At 63.3% G+C, this 17,876-nt stretch carries 14 protein-coding genes, 1 tRNA gene and 1 pseudogene; 6 read left to right on the top strand and 10 right to left on the bottom strand.

Annotation, left to right across the window (positions count from 1 at the left end; all coding sequences use genetic code 11):
- Positions 1-70: 70 nt before the first annotated feature.
- Positions 71-2,188 carry a transketolase gene (gene tkt, locus S101446_RS12685; protein ID WP_048851470.1) on the bottom strand — a complete coding sequence of 706 codons (2,118 nt, stop codon included), beginning with the start codon at positions 2,186-2,188 and terminating at the stop codon, positions 71-73.
- A gap of 381 nt (positions 2,189-2,569) precedes the next feature.
- Between tkt and S101446_RS12680 the strand changes: the two genes are divergently transcribed.
- The 4 genes from S101446_RS12680 to S101446_RS12665 all read left to right on the top strand — a co-directional run bounded on the left by S101446_RS12680 (position 2,570) and on the right by S101446_RS12665 (position 5,831).
- Positions 2,570-3,595: an MBL fold metallo-hydrolase gene (locus S101446_RS12680; RefSeq protein ID WP_087608498.1), complete on the top strand. Its 1,026-nt coding sequence runs from the start codon at positions 2,570-2,572 to the stop codon at positions 3,593-3,595.
- 102 nt (positions 3,596-3,697) lie between these two features.
- Complete coding sequence (locus tag S101446_RS12675; RefSeq protein ID WP_087608497.1) at positions 3,698-4,246, top strand: ankyrin repeat domain-containing protein; 549 nt, start codon at positions 3,698-3,700, stop codon at positions 4,244-4,246.
- A 97-nt stretch (positions 4,247-4,343) separates the two neighbouring features.
- The gene (gene hisC / locus S101446_RS12670) at positions 4,344-5,414 is read left to right on the top strand and encodes a histidinol-phosphate transaminase (protein WP_087608496.1); all 1,071 of its coding nucleotides are present in this window, start codon (positions 4,344-4,346) and stop codon (positions 5,412-5,414) included.
- A gap of 135 nt (positions 5,415-5,549) precedes the next feature.
- Positions 5,550-5,831, top strand: coding sequence for a hypothetical protein (locus S101446_RS12665; protein WP_010508291.1), 282 nt, complete (start codon positions 5,550-5,552; stop codon positions 5,829-5,831).
- 314 nt (positions 5,832-6,145) lie between these two features.
- Here S101446_RS12665 and S101446_RS12660 read toward each other — a convergent pair whose 3' ends face one another.
- Positions 6,146-7,462: an MFS transporter gene (locus tag S101446_RS12660; protein WP_010508290.1), complete on the bottom strand. Its 1,317-nt coding sequence runs from the start codon at positions 7,460-7,462 to the stop codon at positions 6,146-6,148.
- Between the two features lie 756 nt (positions 7,463-8,218).
- On the opposite strand from S101446_RS12660, the gene S101446_RS12655 reads away from it, so the two are divergent.
- The gene (locus S101446_RS12655; RefSeq protein ID WP_010508287.1) at positions 8,219-8,671 is read left to right on the top strand and encodes a hypothetical protein; all 453 of its coding nucleotides are present in this window, start codon (positions 8,219-8,221) and stop codon (positions 8,669-8,671) included.
- Between the two features lie 24 nt (positions 8,672-8,695).
- Here S101446_RS12655 and mdoH read toward each other — a convergent pair whose 3' ends face one another.
- From mdoH to S101446_RS18640, 4 genes are all read right to left on the bottom strand, one after another.
- Positions 8,696-10,873, bottom strand: a complete 2,178-nt coding sequence (mdoH, locus tag S101446_RS12650; protein WP_087608495.1) for a glucans biosynthesis glucosyltransferase MdoH — start codon at positions 10,871-10,873, stop codon at positions 8,696-8,698.
- Positions 10,861-12,366, bottom strand: coding sequence for a glucan biosynthesis protein (locus S101446_RS12645; RefSeq protein WP_039794145.1), 1,506 nt, complete (start codon positions 12,364-12,366; stop codon positions 10,861-10,863). The genes mdoH and S101446_RS12645 overlap by 13 nt, the downstream gene beginning before the upstream one ends.
- 128 nt (positions 12,367-12,494) lie before the next feature.
- Positions 12,495-12,839, bottom strand: a complete 345-nt coding sequence (locus S101446_RS12640; RefSeq protein ID WP_010508284.1) for a winged helix-turn-helix domain-containing protein — start codon at positions 12,837-12,839, stop codon at positions 12,495-12,497.
- 55 nt (positions 12,840-12,894) lie between these two features.
- Complete coding sequence (locus tag S101446_RS18640; protein ID WP_268762521.1) at positions 12,895-13,017, bottom strand: hypothetical protein; 123 nt, start codon at positions 13,015-13,017, stop codon at positions 12,895-12,897.
- On the opposite strand from S101446_RS18640, the pseudogene S101446_RS18780 reads away from it, so the two are divergent.
- Positions 12,971-13,306: pseudogene (locus S101446_RS18780) on the top strand (GNAT family N-acetyltransferase); the annotation flags it as partial. The gene S101446_RS18640 and the pseudogene S101446_RS18780 sit on opposite strands and share 47 nt — an antisense overlap.
- Before the next feature lie 43 nt (positions 13,307-13,349).
- On the opposite strand, the gene S101446_RS17760 reads toward S101446_RS18780, so the two are convergent.
- The 4 genes from S101446_RS17760 to S101446_RS12620 all read right to left on the bottom strand — a co-directional run bounded on the left by S101446_RS17760 (position 13,350) and on the right by S101446_RS12620 (position 17,806).
- Positions 13,350-13,433 (bottom strand) — tRNA-OTHER (locus S101446_RS17760).
- A gap of 166 nt (positions 13,434-13,599) precedes the next feature.
- Entirely contained in the window at positions 13,600-15,063 is a 1,464-nt protein-coding gene (locus S101446_RS12630; protein WP_087608493.1) for a mannitol dehydrogenase family protein, read from the bottom strand.
- A 29-nt stretch (positions 15,064-15,092) separates the two neighbouring features.
- Positions 15,093-16,220: an FUSC family protein gene (locus S101446_RS12625; protein ID WP_010508281.1), complete on the bottom strand. Its 1,128-nt coding sequence runs from the start codon at positions 16,218-16,220 to the stop codon at positions 15,093-15,095.
- Positions 16,221-16,225: 5 nt separating this feature from the next.
- On the bottom strand, positions 16,226-17,806 hold the full coding sequence (locus S101446_RS12620) for a DegQ family serine endoprotease (protein ID WP_087608492.1): 1,581 nt from the start codon (positions 17,804-17,806) through the stop codon (positions 16,226-16,228).
- Positions 17,807-17,876 lie beyond the last annotated feature (70 nt).

The following is a 17,876-nucleotide window of genomic DNA, read 5'->3' as shown; positions in this document are numbered from 1 at the left end:
CCCGCGTCACCAATACTGCCATCTTCAAAAAACAAGGCAGGCGGAACGCGCTGTCCCGCCTGCCTGTCCATTATGCCGGTTTGCCCGCCTGCCTGCGGGCGGCGGCCACCACGGCGTCAACCGTGAAACCGAATTTGACCTCCAGCTGTCCCGCCGGGGCGGAAGCGCCAAAGCCGTGCATGACGATCGTCTCCCCCGCCAGTCCCGTGTAACGGTCCCAGCCAAGCTGGGCCGCCTGTTCCACCGCGACGCGCGCGGTGACATCGGGCGGCAGGACACTGTCGCGGTAGGCCTTGGGCTGGGCCTCGAACAGATCCCATGACGGCATGGAGACAAGACGCACCTTGATGCCATCCGCCTTCAGCTTTTCCGCGGCCTTCACGATCAGGCCGACCTCACTACCCGTTGCCATGAGAATGACATCGGGACGCCCCTGCGCATCCGCAAGGACATAGGCCCCTTTTGCCAGACCTGTTGCTGGCGCATAGGTCTTGCGGCAGATGGTGGGCAGGTTCTGGCGGCTCAGTGCCAGCACGCTGGGGCGGTCCCTGATCTGGACCAGCGTGCGCCAGGCTTCGGCCACCTCGTTCGCATCGGCGGGGCGCAGCACGGTCACGCCGGGGGTGGCGCGCAGCTGGGCCAGCTGTTCGATGGGCTGGTGGGTCGGGCCGTCTTCGCCCACCCCGATCGAATCATGGGTGAAGATATAGGTCACCGGCAGCTTCATGAGCGAAGACAGGCGGATGGGCGGCTTCATGTAATCGGAGAAGATCAGGAAGCCCGAGCAGTAGGCCCGGATGCCATACAGCGCCAGCCCGTTGCTGATCGATCCCATCGCATGTTCGCGCACGCCGAAATGCAGGTTGCGCCCGCCATAGGTCCCGCCCCACTGCGGCGGCTGGAAATCACCCGCGCCGTCAAAGGTCAGATGCGTCTTGGTGGAGGGCGACAGGTCGGCCGAGCCACCGATCATCCACGGATAATTCTTCGCGATCTCGTTCAGGACCTTGCCCGAACTTGCGCGGGAGGCGACACCCTTGGCGTCCGCGTCGAATACCGGGATATCGCTGTCCCACCCTTCGGGCAGGGTGCCGGCGAAGATGTGGTCAAGCTGCGCGGCCTCATCGGGATATTTCGCACGATAGGCCCTGAACAGTTCGTCCCATGCCCTGGACGCGGCGGCGCCACGCGTGGCGATTCCTGCCTGGAAATGTTCCGGCACGCCTTCAGGCACGTAGAAATTCCTGTCTTCCGGCCAGCCATAGAATTTCTTGGTCTCGCGGACTTCCTCGACACCCAGCGGGGAACCGTGCGCTTCGGCCGTCCCGGCAAGATGCGGCGCGCCCCAGCCAATGATGGAATGGACGATGATCAGCGTCGGCCGCGAGGTCTCGGCCTTCGCTTCCGCCAGCAGGCGGCGCATGTCGCCCGTGTCGTTGGCGTCCTTGAGTTCAAGGACATGCCAGCCATAGGCCTCGAAGCGTTTGTGCACGCTTTCGGTAAAGGCGATGCGGGTCGATCCTTCGATGGAAATATGGTTGCTGTCATAGATCCACGTCAGGTTCCCAAGCTTCAGGTGGCCTGCAATGGACGCGGCCTCGCTGGATACGCCTTCCATGTTGTCGCCATCACCGCACAGCGTATAGACGTGGTGATCGAACAGCGTGAACCCGGGGCGGTTATAGCGTTCGGCCAGCCATTTTTCCGCAATCGCCATGCCCACCGAATTGCCGCAGCCCTGGCCCAGCGGCCCGGTCGTGGTCTCGACACCCGCGGTGTGGTGGTATTCCGGGTGGCCGGGGGTGAGCGAGTCCAGCTGGCGGAACTGCTCGATATCCTCCAGCGTCAGGGCGGGACGGTCATTGCTGACCCCGCCGGGACGCACGTCGCGGATACCCGCCAGATAGATCAGCGAATACAGCAGCATGGACGCGTGCCCGATCGACAGTACGAAACGGTCACGGTTGGGCCATAGCGGATTGGCCGGGTCATAGTTCAGCACATCGCGCCACAGCGTATAGGCCACGGGGGCAAGTGCCATGGCGGTGCCGGGATGACCGGAATTCGCCTTCTGCACCGCGTCCATGGACAGCGTACGGATTGTATTGATGCACAGCGTGTCGATATTGGTGGGCATTGCGCCACCTCCTTCAGGTGCCATCAGGGGGGATGTAGTCAGGGAACGCATGAGAGACCGGCCTCCTTACAGCCATGGTTGCTGTCCTGATCGGGCCGGACATGCGGCCTGAACATGACAACCTTTCTTGTTTTTCTTTCCATACCACCCGCACCCGGGCCGCCCGGCGGCGGACAGCACGGAGCACAAGGAAAAAAGGCTTTTCACGGCACGCACCTTCTCACGACCTTCGGGACGGAACAAGCCATCTCGTCAGGCTGTTACCCTCATCCCGCCGAACATGCGCGCCATGCCCCGCCATTGCATATGACAGCGCGTGACCGCCCACCCGGTTGCCCCGAACCCGGTCACGTACAGGCATGGAATTTGACACAGCCCCCGCCCTCCCCCACCAGATCGGGGCCACGCACCGTCCGCCGATGGAGACCACGCATGCCCCTGCTACCCGCCAGCGACCACACGGATGGCACCCGTTTTTTCAATCCCCCCTCCATTCGCCCCGACACCACGCCACCAGGACGGATGCGGCGGCTGTCCATCCTGAAATGGCAGTGGAACAGGCCAAAATCGGACTGGCCCGCATGGATTGAAAACCCTGTCCCCACCGGCGACCCGCATGCCCTTCCCGCACCGGACACGGTGCAGGTGACGTTTATCGGACACAGCACGTTCCTGATCCGCCTGCCCCGCCCCGATGGCACGGCGCTGAGCATCCTGACCGATCCCATTTTTTCCCTGCGCTGCTCACCCTTTTCCTTCATGGGGCCCAGGCGGGTGCGCGCGCCGGGACGCGCGCTGGCGGACCTGCCCCGGATTGACGTGGTGCTGGTGTCCCACGCGCATTACGACCACATGGACCTGCCCACGTTGCGCGCCCTTGCCCGGCGCGGGGATGACCCGCTGGTGGTCACGCCGCTGTGCAATGCACGCTTCATGCGCGCGACCGGGCTGCGTCGGATCATGGAACTGGACTGGTGGCAGTCCGTGGCCATGCCGGATCTGCAGGTCACGTGCACACCCGCCCGCCATGGTGCGGCCCGCACCCCCTTCGACCACAACAAAAGCCTGTGGGGCGGGTTCATGCTGCGCGACGCGGCGGGGCACCGGCTGTTCTTTGCCGGCGACACCGCGCATGGGCGGCACTGGGGCCTGATCCGTGACCGTCTGGGCGCGCCGGATATCGCACTCCTGCCCATCGGGGCGTATGATCCGCGCGAACTGATGGCGGGCGTGCATACCACCCCCGAGGAGGCGCTGGAGGGCCTGCGCCAGCTTGGGGCGCACCATGGCATCGGCATGCATTTCGGCACGTTCCGCCTGACGGACGAACCCATGGACGAACCCGTGCGCCGGCTGGCCCGGGCGGTGCAGGATACCGGCCTGCCCCCTGATGTGATGGGGATCATGGACCATGGGGAATGCCGCGACATCGCGTGGCGGCAACCCGATGATGCATGATTGCCCGATGTTCTTTTCAGCCGAACCGTCCTATGATCCGCCCCACCTGACGGGACCGGCCCCCGCCCCCGTTTTCCGCAACCCGACCAGCGAGGCAGGCACATGAGCAAGACAATCGCCAGCGGCGACCCCGCCGCCGCCGCACCCGAATCCTTCAGCAACGCGGAAATCGAGACCCTGTTCCTGTCCGCCGCCCGTGACGGGCAGACAGACCTGGTAAGCGAATTCCTGAACGCGGGCATCAACCCCGACACCCGCAATGACAAAGGCTACACCGCGCTGATTCTGGCGGCCTATAACGGCCACGCCGAAACCGTGCGCGCCCTGCTGGCGGGTGGGGCCAATCCCAACCTGCAGGATGCAAAGGGGGCGACCGCGCTGGCGGGTGTCGCATTCAAGGGCGACCTGCCGTGCGCGCGCGTGCTGGTGGAACATGGCGCCGCGATTGACGTGCCGAATTTTGTCGGGCGCACGCCGCTGACCTTTGCGGTCATGTTCAACCGCGACCCCATGGTGACCTTCCTGCTGGAACATGGCGCCAATCCCGACCTGCGTGATGGCGAAGGGATCAGTGCGCGCATCCTGGCCACCCGGCAGGGCAATGCCGCCCTTGTCTCCGCCATGGATCGTCCGGCCACGCCCCAGGGCTGAACGCCCTTTCCCATATATCCCTCCCGCGCGCCCGTAGCCTGCATGCAGGACGGGCGCGCGCCTGTTTCATGACCCTGACAATCTGGAATTCACCCTGATGAGCCGTTTCTGGAGCCCTGTCGTCCATACCCTGACCCCCTATGTGCCGGGGGAGCAGCCCAGACTGGCCAACCTGATCAAGCTGAATACCAATGAATGCCCATATGGTCCGTCGCCCAAGGTGCTGGACGCCATACGGGCGGCGACCAACGACACGCTGCGCCTGTATCCCGACCCCACGGCGCAGGCGCTGTGTGCCGCGATCGCGCGTGCGCATGATGTCCCGGCCGACCACGTTTTCGTGGGCAATGGATCGGACGAAGTGCTGGCCCATACATTCCAGGGGCTGCTCAACCATCCCGAACCGCTGCTGTTTCCCGACATAACCTACAGTTTCTACCCCGTTTACTGCGGGCTGTATGGCATACGGCATGAAACGGTGCCGCTGGATGACGACATGCGCATCGACATTGCCGCGTATCGCCGGTCATGCGGGGGCATCATCATCCCCAATCCCAATGCCCCCACGGGAATCGCGCTAGGGCTGGACGCCATCCGCACCGTGCTGACCGATCACCCCGACGCGGTGGTGGTGGTTGACGAAGCCTATGTCGATTTCGGCGCGGAGACGGCCATTGCGCTGGTGGGCCGGCATCCCAACCTGCTGGTCGTGCGCACGCTGTCCAAATCCAGCGCGCTGGCGGGATTGCGGGTGGGCTATGCCATCGGGCAGCCCGACCTGATCGCGGCCCTGACCCGTGTGAAGGACAGCTTCAATTCCTATCCGCTGGACCGTCTGGCGCAGGTGGGGGCCATTGCCGCGATCGAGGATCGGGAATGGCTTGCAAACACCCGTGAGAAAATCATAAGCTCACGGGACAGGCTGACCGACAGCCTGGGAAAGATGGGGTTCGATGTCCTGCCATCACAGGCGAATTTCATATTCGCCCGGCATCCGGACCGTGACGCCGCATATCTTGCCTCCGCCCTGCGGGAACGGGCAATCATCGTGCGTCATTTCCGGACCCCGCGCATTGCACAGTGGCTACGCATCACCATTGGTACTGACGCCGAATGCCAGGCCCTGATAACGGGACTGACTGACGTGCTGGCGCAAAACGGGGGCTAGGTCCCCGGTTCATCACGTGCCTGCGCCTGCCCGGCCTGCCATGAATGGCAGGAGGCGGTCAGTACGTGCTGTTCGTCTTTCCACCATACGGTTGACAACTCATTTCCTGGACCCGCGGTCCACAGGACACTTATCATGCGCGCATTCCACGGACAGATGTCCGATAACCAGCCGATCCGTCGCACGCTTGCTGAAAAACAGAAGCAGCTGCGTGACCTGCGTGAAACACTGGCCACCATGAAATCGCATACATCCCCCGCCCTGCGCGAAAGCGTACAGAAGCGCATCCGCCAGCTGGAAAGCGAAGTCAGCGCCGCCCCCGCCCTGAAGGCCGGGGAGCAGCGCAATACGCCACGTTCCACCACCGGCACGGACCGACCCCGCAGCCCCCGTCGCCGTCCTGAACGCAGTATCTGAACAGACAAAAGAAAGGCCGACCCCACTGGGGGCCGGCCTTTTTCATTTGGTAATTCCTGCCGGGGAAACAGGTCCGGATATTTCCAGACCATATGTCCTTCCGGTTCCTGCCCATCTGACAGGCTGTGCCAGCCGGACGGAAAACCACCCTGAACCAGCGCGCTTCAGACTGCTGTTCCCAAAGTGGCAATATTTCCCGGCGCCACCTATCCCTTCATCTGCACCTTCAGGCCAATAAAAAACGGGCCTGCTTTGCAGCAGGCCCGTTTTCCACCCATATCGGTACAACCGATCGGGTCAGGATCCGGGACGGATCAGTGACCAAGCGTCACTTCTTCCGCCACATCACCGCGTGCAGCGGCAGCATCAATGTAACGACGGGCTTCCGGCGAAACGGTCAGCACCAGCGTCATCAGGGCCGAGGCGACATACAGGCCGGAGAAGATCCAGATGATCCCCTCGATCCCGTGCCAGTTCTCAAACCACGTCACGATAGCCGGACCGACCCATGTGCTGGCGCCAGCACCCAGGCCAAGGGCGGACAGGGCAGCGGCCTTTTCCTTCGGGCAGATCTGCGGCACCAGGCCGGACAGCGGCACGAAGGCGGCAATCGTCGCGCCATACAGCGCACCCATGGCGGCAGCGATGGGGAAGTTGCCGGGGAACATCTGCGGCACATAGTAGAACAGCGGCACGGTGATCGCGGCGCCCACGCAACCGAACAGGGCGACAACGGTACGATGGCCCAGACGGTCAGCCGTGATGCCGGACACAAGGTTCACCAGGATGTTCGACAGGAAGATGATCGACAGAAGCTGCAGCCACTGCGACAGCGAGAAGCCGATCACCTTGGTGAAGAACGCCGGCATGATGACCAGGAACGCATATTCGGACGACGTGTTGATGGTCCGCACGATCATGGCGACGAACGTCTTGGGTTCACGCCACAGGATGCTGATCGAACTAAAGAAGATCTTGGCTGGCGGTGTGCCGGGGGCTGCAAGGCGCCTGGAACCGATCGGTTCACGCGTCATCAGCAGGGCAAGCAGGCCACCGAACATGACCAGCGCCAGCGAGGACCAGAACGTCGCCATTTCGCCGATCAGCGGAATGGAGAAGCTGGCGAACAGCGAACCCAGCGTGGGCAGCCCACCGGAGAAGGCGAACCAGAACCAGCCCGCGGCCGAACCCAGCTGACGCGGCGGGGTTGCGGCGGCAATCCACACAAGGAAGCCATAGGTGAACAGCGGATAGCCAAAGCCACGCATGGTGTAGGCGGCCAGCATGATGGGATAGCTGTTGACGGCCACGCCGAAGGTCAGGAACACGACCTCGAACACGCCCCAGATGGCAAGGCCGATCCACATGACCCGCTTGGGCCCCCACAGATCGGACAACGGCCCCGATGCCCATGAGGACAGCGAGACGGTCACGCCATAAATGGTAAACAGCAGCGCGGTATTACGCGATGAAATGCCCTGTCCCTCCAGATAGGGGGCCAGGTAGCCGGCCTCGACACCATCACCGATCATGAAGAACAGCAGGCCGACAAATCCCCAGAACAGGGGCGCCGGGATGCCAAGCTTATCAGCTATGGACGTTGATTCGGACAGATTGTCTGTCTGTTTCAAGGGGAGATTCTCCTCTTTCACAGGCAGCCGACACGAAGATGAGGGGCTCCACCTCATTGTGGAGCGTCGATGCAGGCTGCGTCCGCACAGTCCGGATTTCCGGCAAACACCAGTGCGGAACCTCAGTTTCACAAGTTCGGGTGTGCAATCACCCGGACCGGCTACAGCAATGCGGGAACAGAAGAACGGCGCCAGCGCCAAAACGCCAGCGCATCATGCCTGGCAAACCTGCTTCCCCATAAGTGCCACCGGCCAAAAGTCGTCGATCCAGCAGAAAACATACCAATTGGTACGCGTTGCATAACAATATCGATGAAAAACACCCGGTTACACCTGAAAAAAAGGCAAAACCACGTGATCTCCCATCACTGGAAAGACCAGGAATTGGCTGGATATACAAAATCGTTGCAGTTACGAACGATTTCACAGTGATCCGATAGTCTCCAACCTCCATTCGGATACAAAAAATATATTCAGTGGGGTCAATCTATACTAAAAAACTCTCGAGAATGTAAGGGAAATCTCAAATTTTCGATGCGATTCGGATTTTTCCCTTATTATATCAACAGATTTCAGATCATATTTTTATGCATACGGTATATGCATCACCATCCGGCACCATCTTTCGCCATGGGTGGGTTCCTGCCATAGTCACCATTGCCCGCCCGCACATGGACGGGGCCGCACCCCGGTGCGGGACAGGCATTGCCTGCTGCATCCTCCCATGCCGGGGCATGGACAGACGGAACGGGTACGGTGAACATCAATTCCATACGCCTTGCCGCATTGCCGGTTGCTTTGCTGCTGCTTTCTCCCGCGCTGGTCTGCGCCCCTGCCCACGGCCAGAGCCTGGCCACGCAGAAGGTGCAGCGTGCGATGGATGTCCTGCGCCTGAAGCCGGATCTGGCCAGCAAGGCCTGCCTCGACAAGCTCGAAGACCTGCACAAGATGGAAAAGGTCATCGAGGAAGCGGGGGAAAGCGCACACAACCCCAACCTGTCGCTGGCACACGACATCATGGAATCCGATTACGAGGACGCAACCGAATCCTGCGTGCCCGATGCCGCCAAGCTGTGCGCTGCACCGGGAAAGCTGGCCAGCGCCAACCAGAAGAAGCTGTGTGACTCGCTTGACGCGATCATGTCGGTTGACGGATCGGATGAAGGGGATGAAGTCGTAACCCCGCCCGAGGGCACATCCTCCGACTGAGGACGCGCCCTGTCCGGCCCTGGCTCAGGACAGGCGCACCAGAAGCTGCAGCCCTTCCGCATTGCCCAGAACGGCTGATTTTTCCGCCCGGTTCAGTTCACGCATGGCGGTGGCAAGGTCTGGTGCCTCCCGCAGTTTCAGCAGGCCCACCAGCAGCGCCGGATTGATCGGGTCGCCCGGCCTGCGGGGCGGGGGCAGCATGATTTCATGTACCTTCAGCAACCCCGCCCGTGCACGCAGCGCCGTCACCGCATCCTGCACGGGCTGGCCCGCCATCTGCATCATGTAGGACACGGCCGCGTGCAGTACGGGTGGGGGGGCTGTTTCCTCGGGGATCAGCAGCAGGTGGGCGCGCCGGAACGCCTGCCCCACCGCTGCGCTGCCTGTCAGTACCGCCAGCGGTATGGCGCAGACCAGCCCCAGCGTTACCGGCAGCATCCACAGGAACAGCGGCAGCGAAACACTCCATGCCGCCGCCGCCAGCGCGATACCCAGTATGGTATGGACCATGTACAGCCGCACGTTCTGCATGATCTGCAGGCCGCCGGCATCACGCCGCTGCGCATTCCACCCCGAGTCGCGACCAAGCAGGATGGAAATGACCCCTGCCGTCTGGATGATCATGGCGATGGGGGCCAGCAACCCGCCGATCACCGTTTCCACCATAATGGACGCCGCCGCCGCGATCGCCCCGCCACAGCCACGGCGCAGCGGCCCGTCGATCAGCAGCAGCAGGTAGGCCAGTATCTTGGGGGCCAGCAGCACGCCCATGGTGCCGATGAACATGTATTCCGCCTGAACCGGGTCAACATGCGGCCAGTGGGGATAAAGCAGCTTGGTGTCGCCAAAATATTCCGGTTTGTAGAACCGGTTCTGCAGCGAGACCACGATCCCCACCAGCAGGAAGACCAGCCACAGCGGGGCCGTGACATACGACCCGATTCCCATGAGCATGTGCATGCGGCTGATCCAGTGCAGCCCCCGCGCGGACACCACCTTTGCATGCTGCAGGTTGCCCTGGCACCACCGGCGGTCGCGGATGGCGATATCGGTCAGGGATGGCGGGCTTTCCTCATACGATCCGGCCAGGGCGGGCACCATGTGAATGGCCCATCCCCCCCGGCGCATCAGCGCCGCCTCCACGAAGTCATGGCTCATGATCGCGCCGCCAAAGGGCTGGCGCCCCGGCAGGTGCGGCAGGCCGGCCTGCTCGGCAAAGGCACGGGTGCGGATCACCGCGTTATGGCCCCAGTAATTCCCTTCCGACCCGTGCCACCATGCAATGCCATGGGCGATCAGCGGACCATAGACACGCCCCGCGAACTGCTGCATGCGGGCAAACAGCGTCTGCCCGTTTACAATGACCGGCAGGGACTGGATCAGCGCGACACCGGGATTGCGTTCCATGGCCGCCGTCAGCCGCACGACCACGTCGCCCGACATGACGCTGTCGGCATCCAGCGTGATCATCTGCTGATAGGCCGCGCCATAGGTCCGCACCCATTCACCGATATTGCCCGCCTTGCGGTCCGTATTGACCGCGCGCCTGCGGTAAAACAGCCGCCCGCCCCAGCCGGTGGCGCGGCACAGGGCCATGTAGGCGGCTTCTTCCGCCACCCACACGTCGGGATCGGTGGTGTCCGACAGGATGAAAACGTCAAAGGCGCGTTCCTGCCGGGTGGCCGCAAGGCTGTCGATGGTGGCGCGCAGGCCGGCCATCACGCGGCCGGGATCCTCGTTATAGGTCGGCATGAGCAGTGCGGTGCGCGTGGTCAGGCGTGGCAGCGGGCCACTGCGCGCGATCCCCAGCCCAAGGCCGCCATGCGCCAGCATCGAGGCAAACCCCGCCAGCGCGGAGGTAAAGGCCAGCGCGATCCACAGGAACAGCATGACGAACAGCACCAGCATCACCATGCCGGCCACCGAACGCTGCACGGCATTAAACACCAGGTCCATTTCGTAACCGGCAAGGCCCGTCATGACCACGGCCCCGCCGATCACCAGCAGGCGGCGCAGGTGAATCAGCCGCCACTCGGTCGTTGGCACGGGACCACGTCCATGCAGGTCAGGTGCCGCCTCCAGCGGATGAACAGGCATGTCCAGCGGCGCCGCGGGCGGAAGGGCGCACCATCCCTGCGGCAGCAGCGGCGCAGGCTGGCCCGCCGCCGGACCGGATGGCGCGCGCGTGGCTAGGGGGTCCATCGGTAGACCCACTCTTCCGACACAGGCCCGTTGTCATCGGCCAGCACGCAGTTCAGTTCCGCCACCTTGGCATCGCCGGGCGCGAATTCGAACGTGCTGCGCCAGCCATGGATGGGGGGAACCGGTTCAACCACCACATTGCGGATTTCGCCTGCGGATGTCCGGCACTGCAGGTGGAAATGCGGCTTTTCAGGCAGGTTGTCGAACGGCGTGCCCACAAAATCGATGTCAAAGAAACGGGTATGGGAATCATCCGTCGCCTCCCCCACGCGGGTGGCGGAAATACGGGCCAGTTTAGTGGGCCATGGCGTATCCCACCCCCAGTACATGCGATAGGTGAAGACATATTCACGCCCCGCCGCCAGCGCATCCTGCGGCCGCCAGAAGGAGACGATGTTGTCATTCACCTCGTTCGGGGTGGGGATTTCCACAAGGTCCACGGACCCCGCCCCCCAGTCCCCGATCGGTTCGATCCACAGCGAGGGGCGCTTTTCATAATTCAGCGACACATCTTCGAAATCGGTAAAGGCACGCTTGCGCTGCATCAGGCCAAAGCCATGCGGGCGCACGTCACTGAAGGCGGAGAACTGCAGGTCGCGCGGATTGCGCAGCGGCCGCCACAACTGCTGTCCGCTGCCCGTCCACATGGACAGGCCTTCGCTGTCATGGGCGGCGGGACGCCAGTCATCAACGCGCGTGCGGTCATTCGCATCGAAATAGAACATGCCCGTCAGCGGCGCGATGCCGGATTCCGCGATGGCCTTGCGGGGATAGAGATAGGACTGGACATCAAAGACCGTCGTCTCACCGGGGCGGATGGTAAAGCGGAACGCACCCACCAGCGACGGACTGTCCAGCAGGGCATGGATGACGATGCTGTCCACGCCCGCCTTGGGCTTTTCCAGCCAGAAAGCACGGAACAGGGCGAATTCCTCCCCCTTCGGGTCACCGGTCCCGTTGGCGAAGCCGCGTGCGGACAGGCCGTAGTTCTGCCCCTTCGCCACCGCACGGAAATAGGATGCGCCAAGGAAGACGCAGAATTCCTCCATAACCCCCGGCGTATTGATCGGCGCGCGCAGCCGCAGGCCGGCAAAACCGATATCATCATTCACCCGCAGGGCGGGATCGTTATAGGTGAACATGTCGGGGTTGAAGGCAATGGGCCGGGACTGCCCGTCAATGACTTCATGCATGTCGATGCGCGGGGCGTACAGATAGCCACGCGGAAAGAATTCGACATCAAAGCCCAGGTTCTCACCATGCCACAGGGCCTGTTCCGAACGGAACGCCATGGAATTGTACTGGTCGAAATTCAGGTTACGCAGCGCGGAAGGCAGGGACTGTGACGGGGCCTGGTATGCCTGCTGCGACAGCTGGTGCGCCAGCGTGCGCACGGTGGTGGGATCGAAATTGCCACTTTGCGTCGCGCGGGCGGGACGCGCCACGCCAATCCCCGCCACGGTAATGGCGGACAGGGCCGTTCCCGCTTTCATGAAATCACGTCGTAACACTGAGTTTAACTCCAGTCATTTTTCTTGTTTCACCGTATTGGCACATCATTTTTACCAATTGGCAAAAAATAATGCCTGAACGTCCGTGATCGTGACTGCCTATGGCTTTTTCACGGCGGGGGCGAACACATGGCCGCCAGGGTTTCCATCTGTCCCCGCACGGCGTCACGCGCCGAGTGTTCGATTTCACGGTACAGCCGCAGCACGGCTTCCCCCTCCGGTGACAGGCCAGCGCCCCCGCCGCCCCCGGGCCGGGCGGAGACCAGTGGCCGCACGAAGGTCGTGTTCATGGCCTCGACCAGCAGCCACGCGCGGCGATAGGACATGCCCATGGCCCGCGCCGCGGCGGAAATGGAACCGGTCTGGCCAATCTGTTCCAGAAGCTTGATCTTCCCATGCCCCAGCAAGGGCGAGCCATTCGCGTCCACCCGTAATGTCAGGCGCATTTCTGTCATGGTTTCAAAACTCCTGGCCACAGCTATACCATCGCCCCTTCTACCGGAAACGGCTTCACCTGAAACGGAATTTTCCCACCATGACCCAGCCCATTTCCCCATCGGGGCCACCGTCGGGCACATGGCGGCGCATGGGGGCGCAGGATCTGCCTGCCGTCATGGCGCTGGCCACCGCCATGCACCCCGGCTGCCCCGAACGGCCCGATGTGCTGGATGAACGCCGCAGGCTGTGCCCGGCGGGCTGCCTGATCCTGCCCGATGCGCAGGGAAAACCGGGCGGTTATGTATTAAGCCATCCATGGCGCATGGCCCGACCGCCCGCGCTGGATACCTACCTGCACCACCTGCCCGTACGGGCGGATTGCTGGTACCTGCATGACATTGCCATCTCCCCCACCCTGCGCGGGCGGGGCGCGATGCATGCGGCCCTGCGCATCCTGACGCGACATGCCCGCCAGAACACCCTGCGCTGGATGACACTGATGGCGGCGGAGGGGGCACGCCCGGTCTGGACGCATATGGGATTCGAACCCATGCCCGACATCCCGGCGGACATTACCGCCACCTACGGGGCCGATGCCTGCCCCATGCGCCGCGCCATTTCCACAACGGTGCAGGCATGAAGAGCGTCTGGAAATCAAAGAAACCCTGGTGAAGCTTTTTTTTAAAAAACTTCGAAGGGAACGCCGCCTTTTTAGGAAAAGGCGGCACCCAAAAACTTCTATTATTTATTATTGCCGGTTTGTTCCGGAACGCGTCCTTATGCAGGCAGGCTGGCCCGCACGCCATGATCACGAATGGCCCGGCGTGCGGCGACAACCGCCGCATCCAGCGTGGTGGTGTCCATGTCCCGCCAGCCATCGAATGCGGGCAGGCTCAGCCCTGCCGCAAGGTCATCATCATTGACCAGCGCCATCTGGTCGGCATCCAGCGTGGGTTCGATCGGGGCATAGGCCTGGCCCTTTTCATCCTGCCCACGCAGCATTTCCAGATAGGCGGCGATACCGAAGGCGATCCGGTCCAGATCATGCCCGCTATCCAGTGACCGCCGCACGGTGTCGGTCCAGAACACGCGCACCTTGGAGGCGCCATCGCTACAGATCCGCAGCAGCGTATCGGCCACGGCACGATTGGAAAACCGGCTGAGCAGACGCCTGCGGTAAGCATCCAGGTCCACGCCCGCCGGGGCATCGATCTGCGGCATCGCATCCTTTGTCCAGTAGGCGTTGGCCAGGCGGACCAGATCGGCGTCCTCAACCGTTTCATGCGCGTAGCGGTGCCCCAGCAGCAGACCCGTCGAGCCAAGCAGCACATGCGCCGCATTCAGCATGCGCACCTTTACCTGCTCATACCCCGCCACATCATCCACGAACTCGACCCCTACGCGGTCCAGCGCGGGGCGGCCGTTGCAGAACCTGTCTTCCAGCACCCACTGGCTGAAATCCTCGGCCAGTACCGGCAGGTCGTCATCCAGCCCGCTGGCCGCGTTCAGGGCATTGCGCGTCGCGGTATCCACGCCTGGCGTGATGCGGTCCACCATGGAACAGGGAAAGGTCACGTTGGCGTCGATCCATTCCGCCAGATCCGCATCCAGCGCACGGGCATAGCCCACGAATGCCTCATGCGCGACATGGCCGTTACTGCGCAGGTTGTCGCAGGACAGCACCGTAAACGGCCCGGCACCCGCCGCCCGCCTGCGGCGCAAGCCTTCGACCACGTAGCCGAACACGGTCGTGGGGCGGCCCGGATCCTTCAGGTCCGCCTGCACGGCGGGGGTATCGAGGCGGAACTGCCCGGTTTCCTCGTTGATGTTATAGCCGCCTTCCGTGATCGTCATGCTGACGATGCGCGTCTGCGGGTCCGCAAGGCGGGCCAGCACGGCTTCAGGATCGGCGGGAGCCAGCAGGTATTCACGCAGCGCCCCGATGATGGAGACCGTGCGCGCGCCGTCCGCCGCGACTTCCGTCAGTGAATACAGGCAGTCCTGCTGCGTGAAGGCACGGGCCTTGGCTTCCCCGCGCGCACCACCACCCAGCCCCACGCCGACGATGCCCCACTGCGCCTGTCCCGGAAGGGCGAGACATTTGTTGACGTACCATGCCTCATGCGCCCGAAAGAAGTTACCGACACCAAAATGAACGATCCCTCGCCCCACTTCCTCCCGCCTGTAACGCAGCGGCTGAACGCTGGCGGGAAGGTGATTCAGGGTTTTTTCGTTCAGCATGGTGTCTTTTGCACTCCTTGGTTGCGGTGTCAGCCCCCGCCCTGTCGCTTCACGACCGTATCGGTGGAGGCAGGCTCGAACGAAGCCTCGGCCAGGAACGGATGACCCGAAAGCGGAAACGGCCCGTCATCCGTCTGCCCGTTCGACCAGATATTGCGCACGGCCAGCCGCATGTCCGCATGCAGCAGCCCGATGGCGAAACGCATGACAGGGGTCCAGTGTTCCCCCTGCTGTTCCAGTTCATCAAGAATATCGCGCATCCCGTCATCGGGCAATGTGCGCCCGCGACGGGACGCCGCCTGCGCATTACAGCGATCGGCCATCTGGCCCAGGATGCGCGCCAGCATGTCACGCTCGTGCTGCAGGATGTCGCCCGTCCGGGCTGTCTCCCCTTCCACAGCCGCGCGTGAAATGAAGATGGCGTCCGACCGGATCCGGCGCAGCAGCCCCGGCAGGCGCATCACCAGCGGATCATGCCGCGCCAGTGAACCGGGGTGTTCGACCTCTGCCTCCTGCACGCCGTCATTGATGTCCTGCAGCAGGGAACGGCACATCACGTCCACCGTGCCCAGCGCATCATGGTCGGGATGCTGGTGCAACGCCGTGGACAGCAGGTCGGACAGGCGGCGCAGCAGGCTTGCGGCGTTGCCCAGCACTTCACGCCGCGCCTCGTTGCGCAGCACGAAGAAGGACACCGCGAACGACACGACAACACCCGTCATGATCGAGGCGATACGCTGCAGCGGCCTTGAAAACGGTTCCCCCGTGGCGGGAAACAGCAGCACGACCATCAGGGTGACAATGGCCACCCGCATCTTGGGCCGCAGCGCCACCAGCACCGCCAGCGGCATGAGCATGACCCAGAACACCATGCCGACCGACAGCGCGCACCACTGTTCCAGCGCAATGGCCGACATGCCGGCCGCCGCCCCGATCAGGGTGCCCACGATCTGTTCGCGTCCGGTGGACAGCGTCTGGGTCAGGCGCGTCTGGGTAATGACGATGACCGACGTGATCAGCGCCCAGACCGGTTCATCCAGATGGATGATGGTGGCGACGATACCCGACAGGATGAGCGAGACGTTCATCCGTACGACCTGCCGCCACGTTCCCCGCCGCATGATGGAAAGCAGCAGGTTCTTCAGGCGTTCATGCATACGGTTCAGTGTCCGGCGCCATCCGGCAGGGGAAAGGGCACCCAGCGCAGGCCATCGGAATTCTGCACCAGAAACAGCACGGTCTTGCGGTGCTGGCTACGGGCGGTGTCAAGCTGGCGGCGCAGGTCGGCTGGCGTGTTCACGGCCGACTGCTGCACTTCGGTCACCACGTCACCGGGGCGCAGGCCGCGTTCGGCGGCCGGGCTGTCATCTGTCACCCCGGTGACCAGCACGCCCTTCTGCCCTTCCGCCATGTTGTATTTCTGGCGCGCGATATCATCCAGATCCCCTACCGTGAAGCCCATGCCCGTAATGGCCATGCTGCCCTGTGCCGGTTTTTTCGCGGGCTGGCTGGCGCCATCGGCCTTGTCGGTCTTTTCCTCTGGCAGGGCGCCGATGGTGATGGCGACATTCATCTGCTGGCCCTTGCGCCAGATACCCAGGTGGGCCACGCTGCCGCCCGCAAGCTCGGCCACAAGGCGCGGCAGGGCGCGGCCATCGATTTCCTTGCCATTCAGGCTCTGGATCACGTCACCGGTCTGCAGGTGTGCGATCGCCGCCGGTCCCTTTGGCTCCACCCCCGCGATCAGCGCGCCATGCGCGCTTTTCAGGCCCAGCCCATCGGCGATTTCCTGCGTCACGTCCTGAATGCGCACGCCAATCCACCCGCGCGTGACACGGCCATGGCGGCGAAGCTGCTCGATGATGCCCTGCGCCTCGGCGGAGGGAATGGAAAAGCCAATGCCGATCGACCCGCCCGAAGGTGAGAAGATGGCGGTGTTGATGCCAATCACCTCCCCATGCAGGTTGAACAGCGGGCCGCCCGAATTGCCCTTGTTGATGGGCGCGTCGGTCTGGATGAAATCATCATACGGCCCCTGTTCGATATTGCGCCCGCGTGAGGAGACGATGCCCGCCGTCACCGTACCCGACAGGCCGAACGGGTTGCCGATCGCCAGCACCCAGTCGCCCACGCGCGCGTGGTCGCTGTCACCAAAGGGCACGGCGGGCAACGGTTTGGGGCTGTCCACCTTCAGCACCGCAAGGTCGGTGCGGTCGTCATGGCCCAGCAGACGCGCCTTGAGCACGGTATTGTCCTGAAGCGTAATGGTGATCTGGTCGGCATGGCGCACGACGTGGTTGTTGGTCACGATCACGCCCGAAGGGTCGATGATGAAGCCCGAACCCAGCGCCTGCATCTTGCGCGGTGGTGCGTTGGGGCTGTCCTGCCGGTTCATGAAATCGTGGAAGAATTTCTCGAACGGTGACCCTTCCGGGAAATTGGGCACCTGTGGCGTGCTGTCGCCATCATCGCCATCATCATCGTCCTCACCGGGGCGGACCATCTCGGTGGTGGACACGTTGACGACGGCGGGCAGCAGTTTGGCCGCAAGGTCGGCAAAGCTGTCGGGCATGTTCCGCCCCTCGCCCGGAAGGCGCAGGGGGGGCGTGGCCACAGGGGTCGTGGCGGCGGGTGCCGCCGCGGCCGGGGCGGGGTCCGCCGCGCGCGCGGCATGCCCCCCAAGGGCCGTAACCAGCCCCAAGGCAAGGCAGGATCGGGAAAAGGCAGCGGCACGAAAGGACATGGGGCTCATATATCCTGCTGAACGGGGTCTGACGCAGTACCCTATATCATGCCCTTCACGCACGCGGAAA

The sequence above is a fragment of the Komagataeibacter europaeus genome (assembly GCF_002173515.1).
GTDB classification, from domain to species: Bacteria; Pseudomonadota; Alphaproteobacteria; order Acetobacterales; family Acetobacteraceae; genus Komagataeibacter; species Komagataeibacter europaeus.
This window is presented reverse-complemented; position numbering and strand designations above follow the sequence as displayed.

Excerpts from the sequence above, each read along its gene's own strand:
- tkt (WP_048851470.1), bottom strand. The coding sequence starts at position 2,188 with ATGCGTTCCCTGACTACATCCCCCCTGATGGCACCTGAAGGAGGTGGC.
- S101446_RS12680 (WP_087608498.1), top strand. The coding sequence starts at position 2,570 with ATGCCCCTGCTACCCGCCAGCGACCACACGGATGGCACCCGTTTTTTC.
- S101446_RS12675 (WP_087608497.1), top strand. The coding sequence starts at position 3,698 with ATGAGCAAGACAATCGCCAGCGGCGACCCCGCCGCCGCCGCACCCGAA.
- hisC (WP_087608496.1), top strand. The coding sequence starts at position 4,344 with ATGAGCCGTTTCTGGAGCCCTGTCGTCCATACCCTGACCCCCTATGTG.
- S101446_RS12665 (WP_010508291.1), top strand. The coding sequence starts at position 5,550 with ATGCGCGCATTCCACGGACAGATGTCCGATAACCAGCCGATCCGTCGC.
- mdoH (WP_087608495.1), bottom strand. The coding sequence starts at position 10,873 with ATGGACCCCCTAGCCACGCGCGCGCCATCCGGTCCGGCGGCGGGCCAG.
- S101446_RS12645 (WP_039794145.1), bottom strand. The coding sequence starts at position 12,366 with ATGAAAGCGGGAACGGCCCTGTCCGCCATTACCGTGGCGGGGATTGGC.
- S101446_RS12640 (WP_010508284.1), bottom strand. The coding sequence starts at position 12,839 with ATGACAGAAATGCGCCTGACATTACGGGTGGACGCGAATGGCTCGCCC.
- S101446_RS18640 (WP_268762521.1), bottom strand. The coding sequence starts at position 13,017 with ATGGCGGTGGCCAGCGCCATGACGGCAGGCAGATCCTGCGCCCCCATG.
- S101446_RS12630 (WP_087608493.1), bottom strand. The coding sequence starts at position 15,063 with ATGCTGAACGAAAAAACCCTGAATCACCTTCCCGCCAGCGTTCAGCCG.
- S101446_RS12625 (WP_010508281.1), bottom strand. The coding sequence starts at position 16,220 with ATGCATGAACGCCTGAAGAACCTGCTGCTTTCCATCATGCGGCGGGGA.
- S101446_RS12620 (WP_087608492.1), bottom strand. The coding sequence starts at position 17,806 with ATGTCCTTTCGTGCCGCTGCCTTTTCCCGATCCTGCCTTGCCTTGGGG.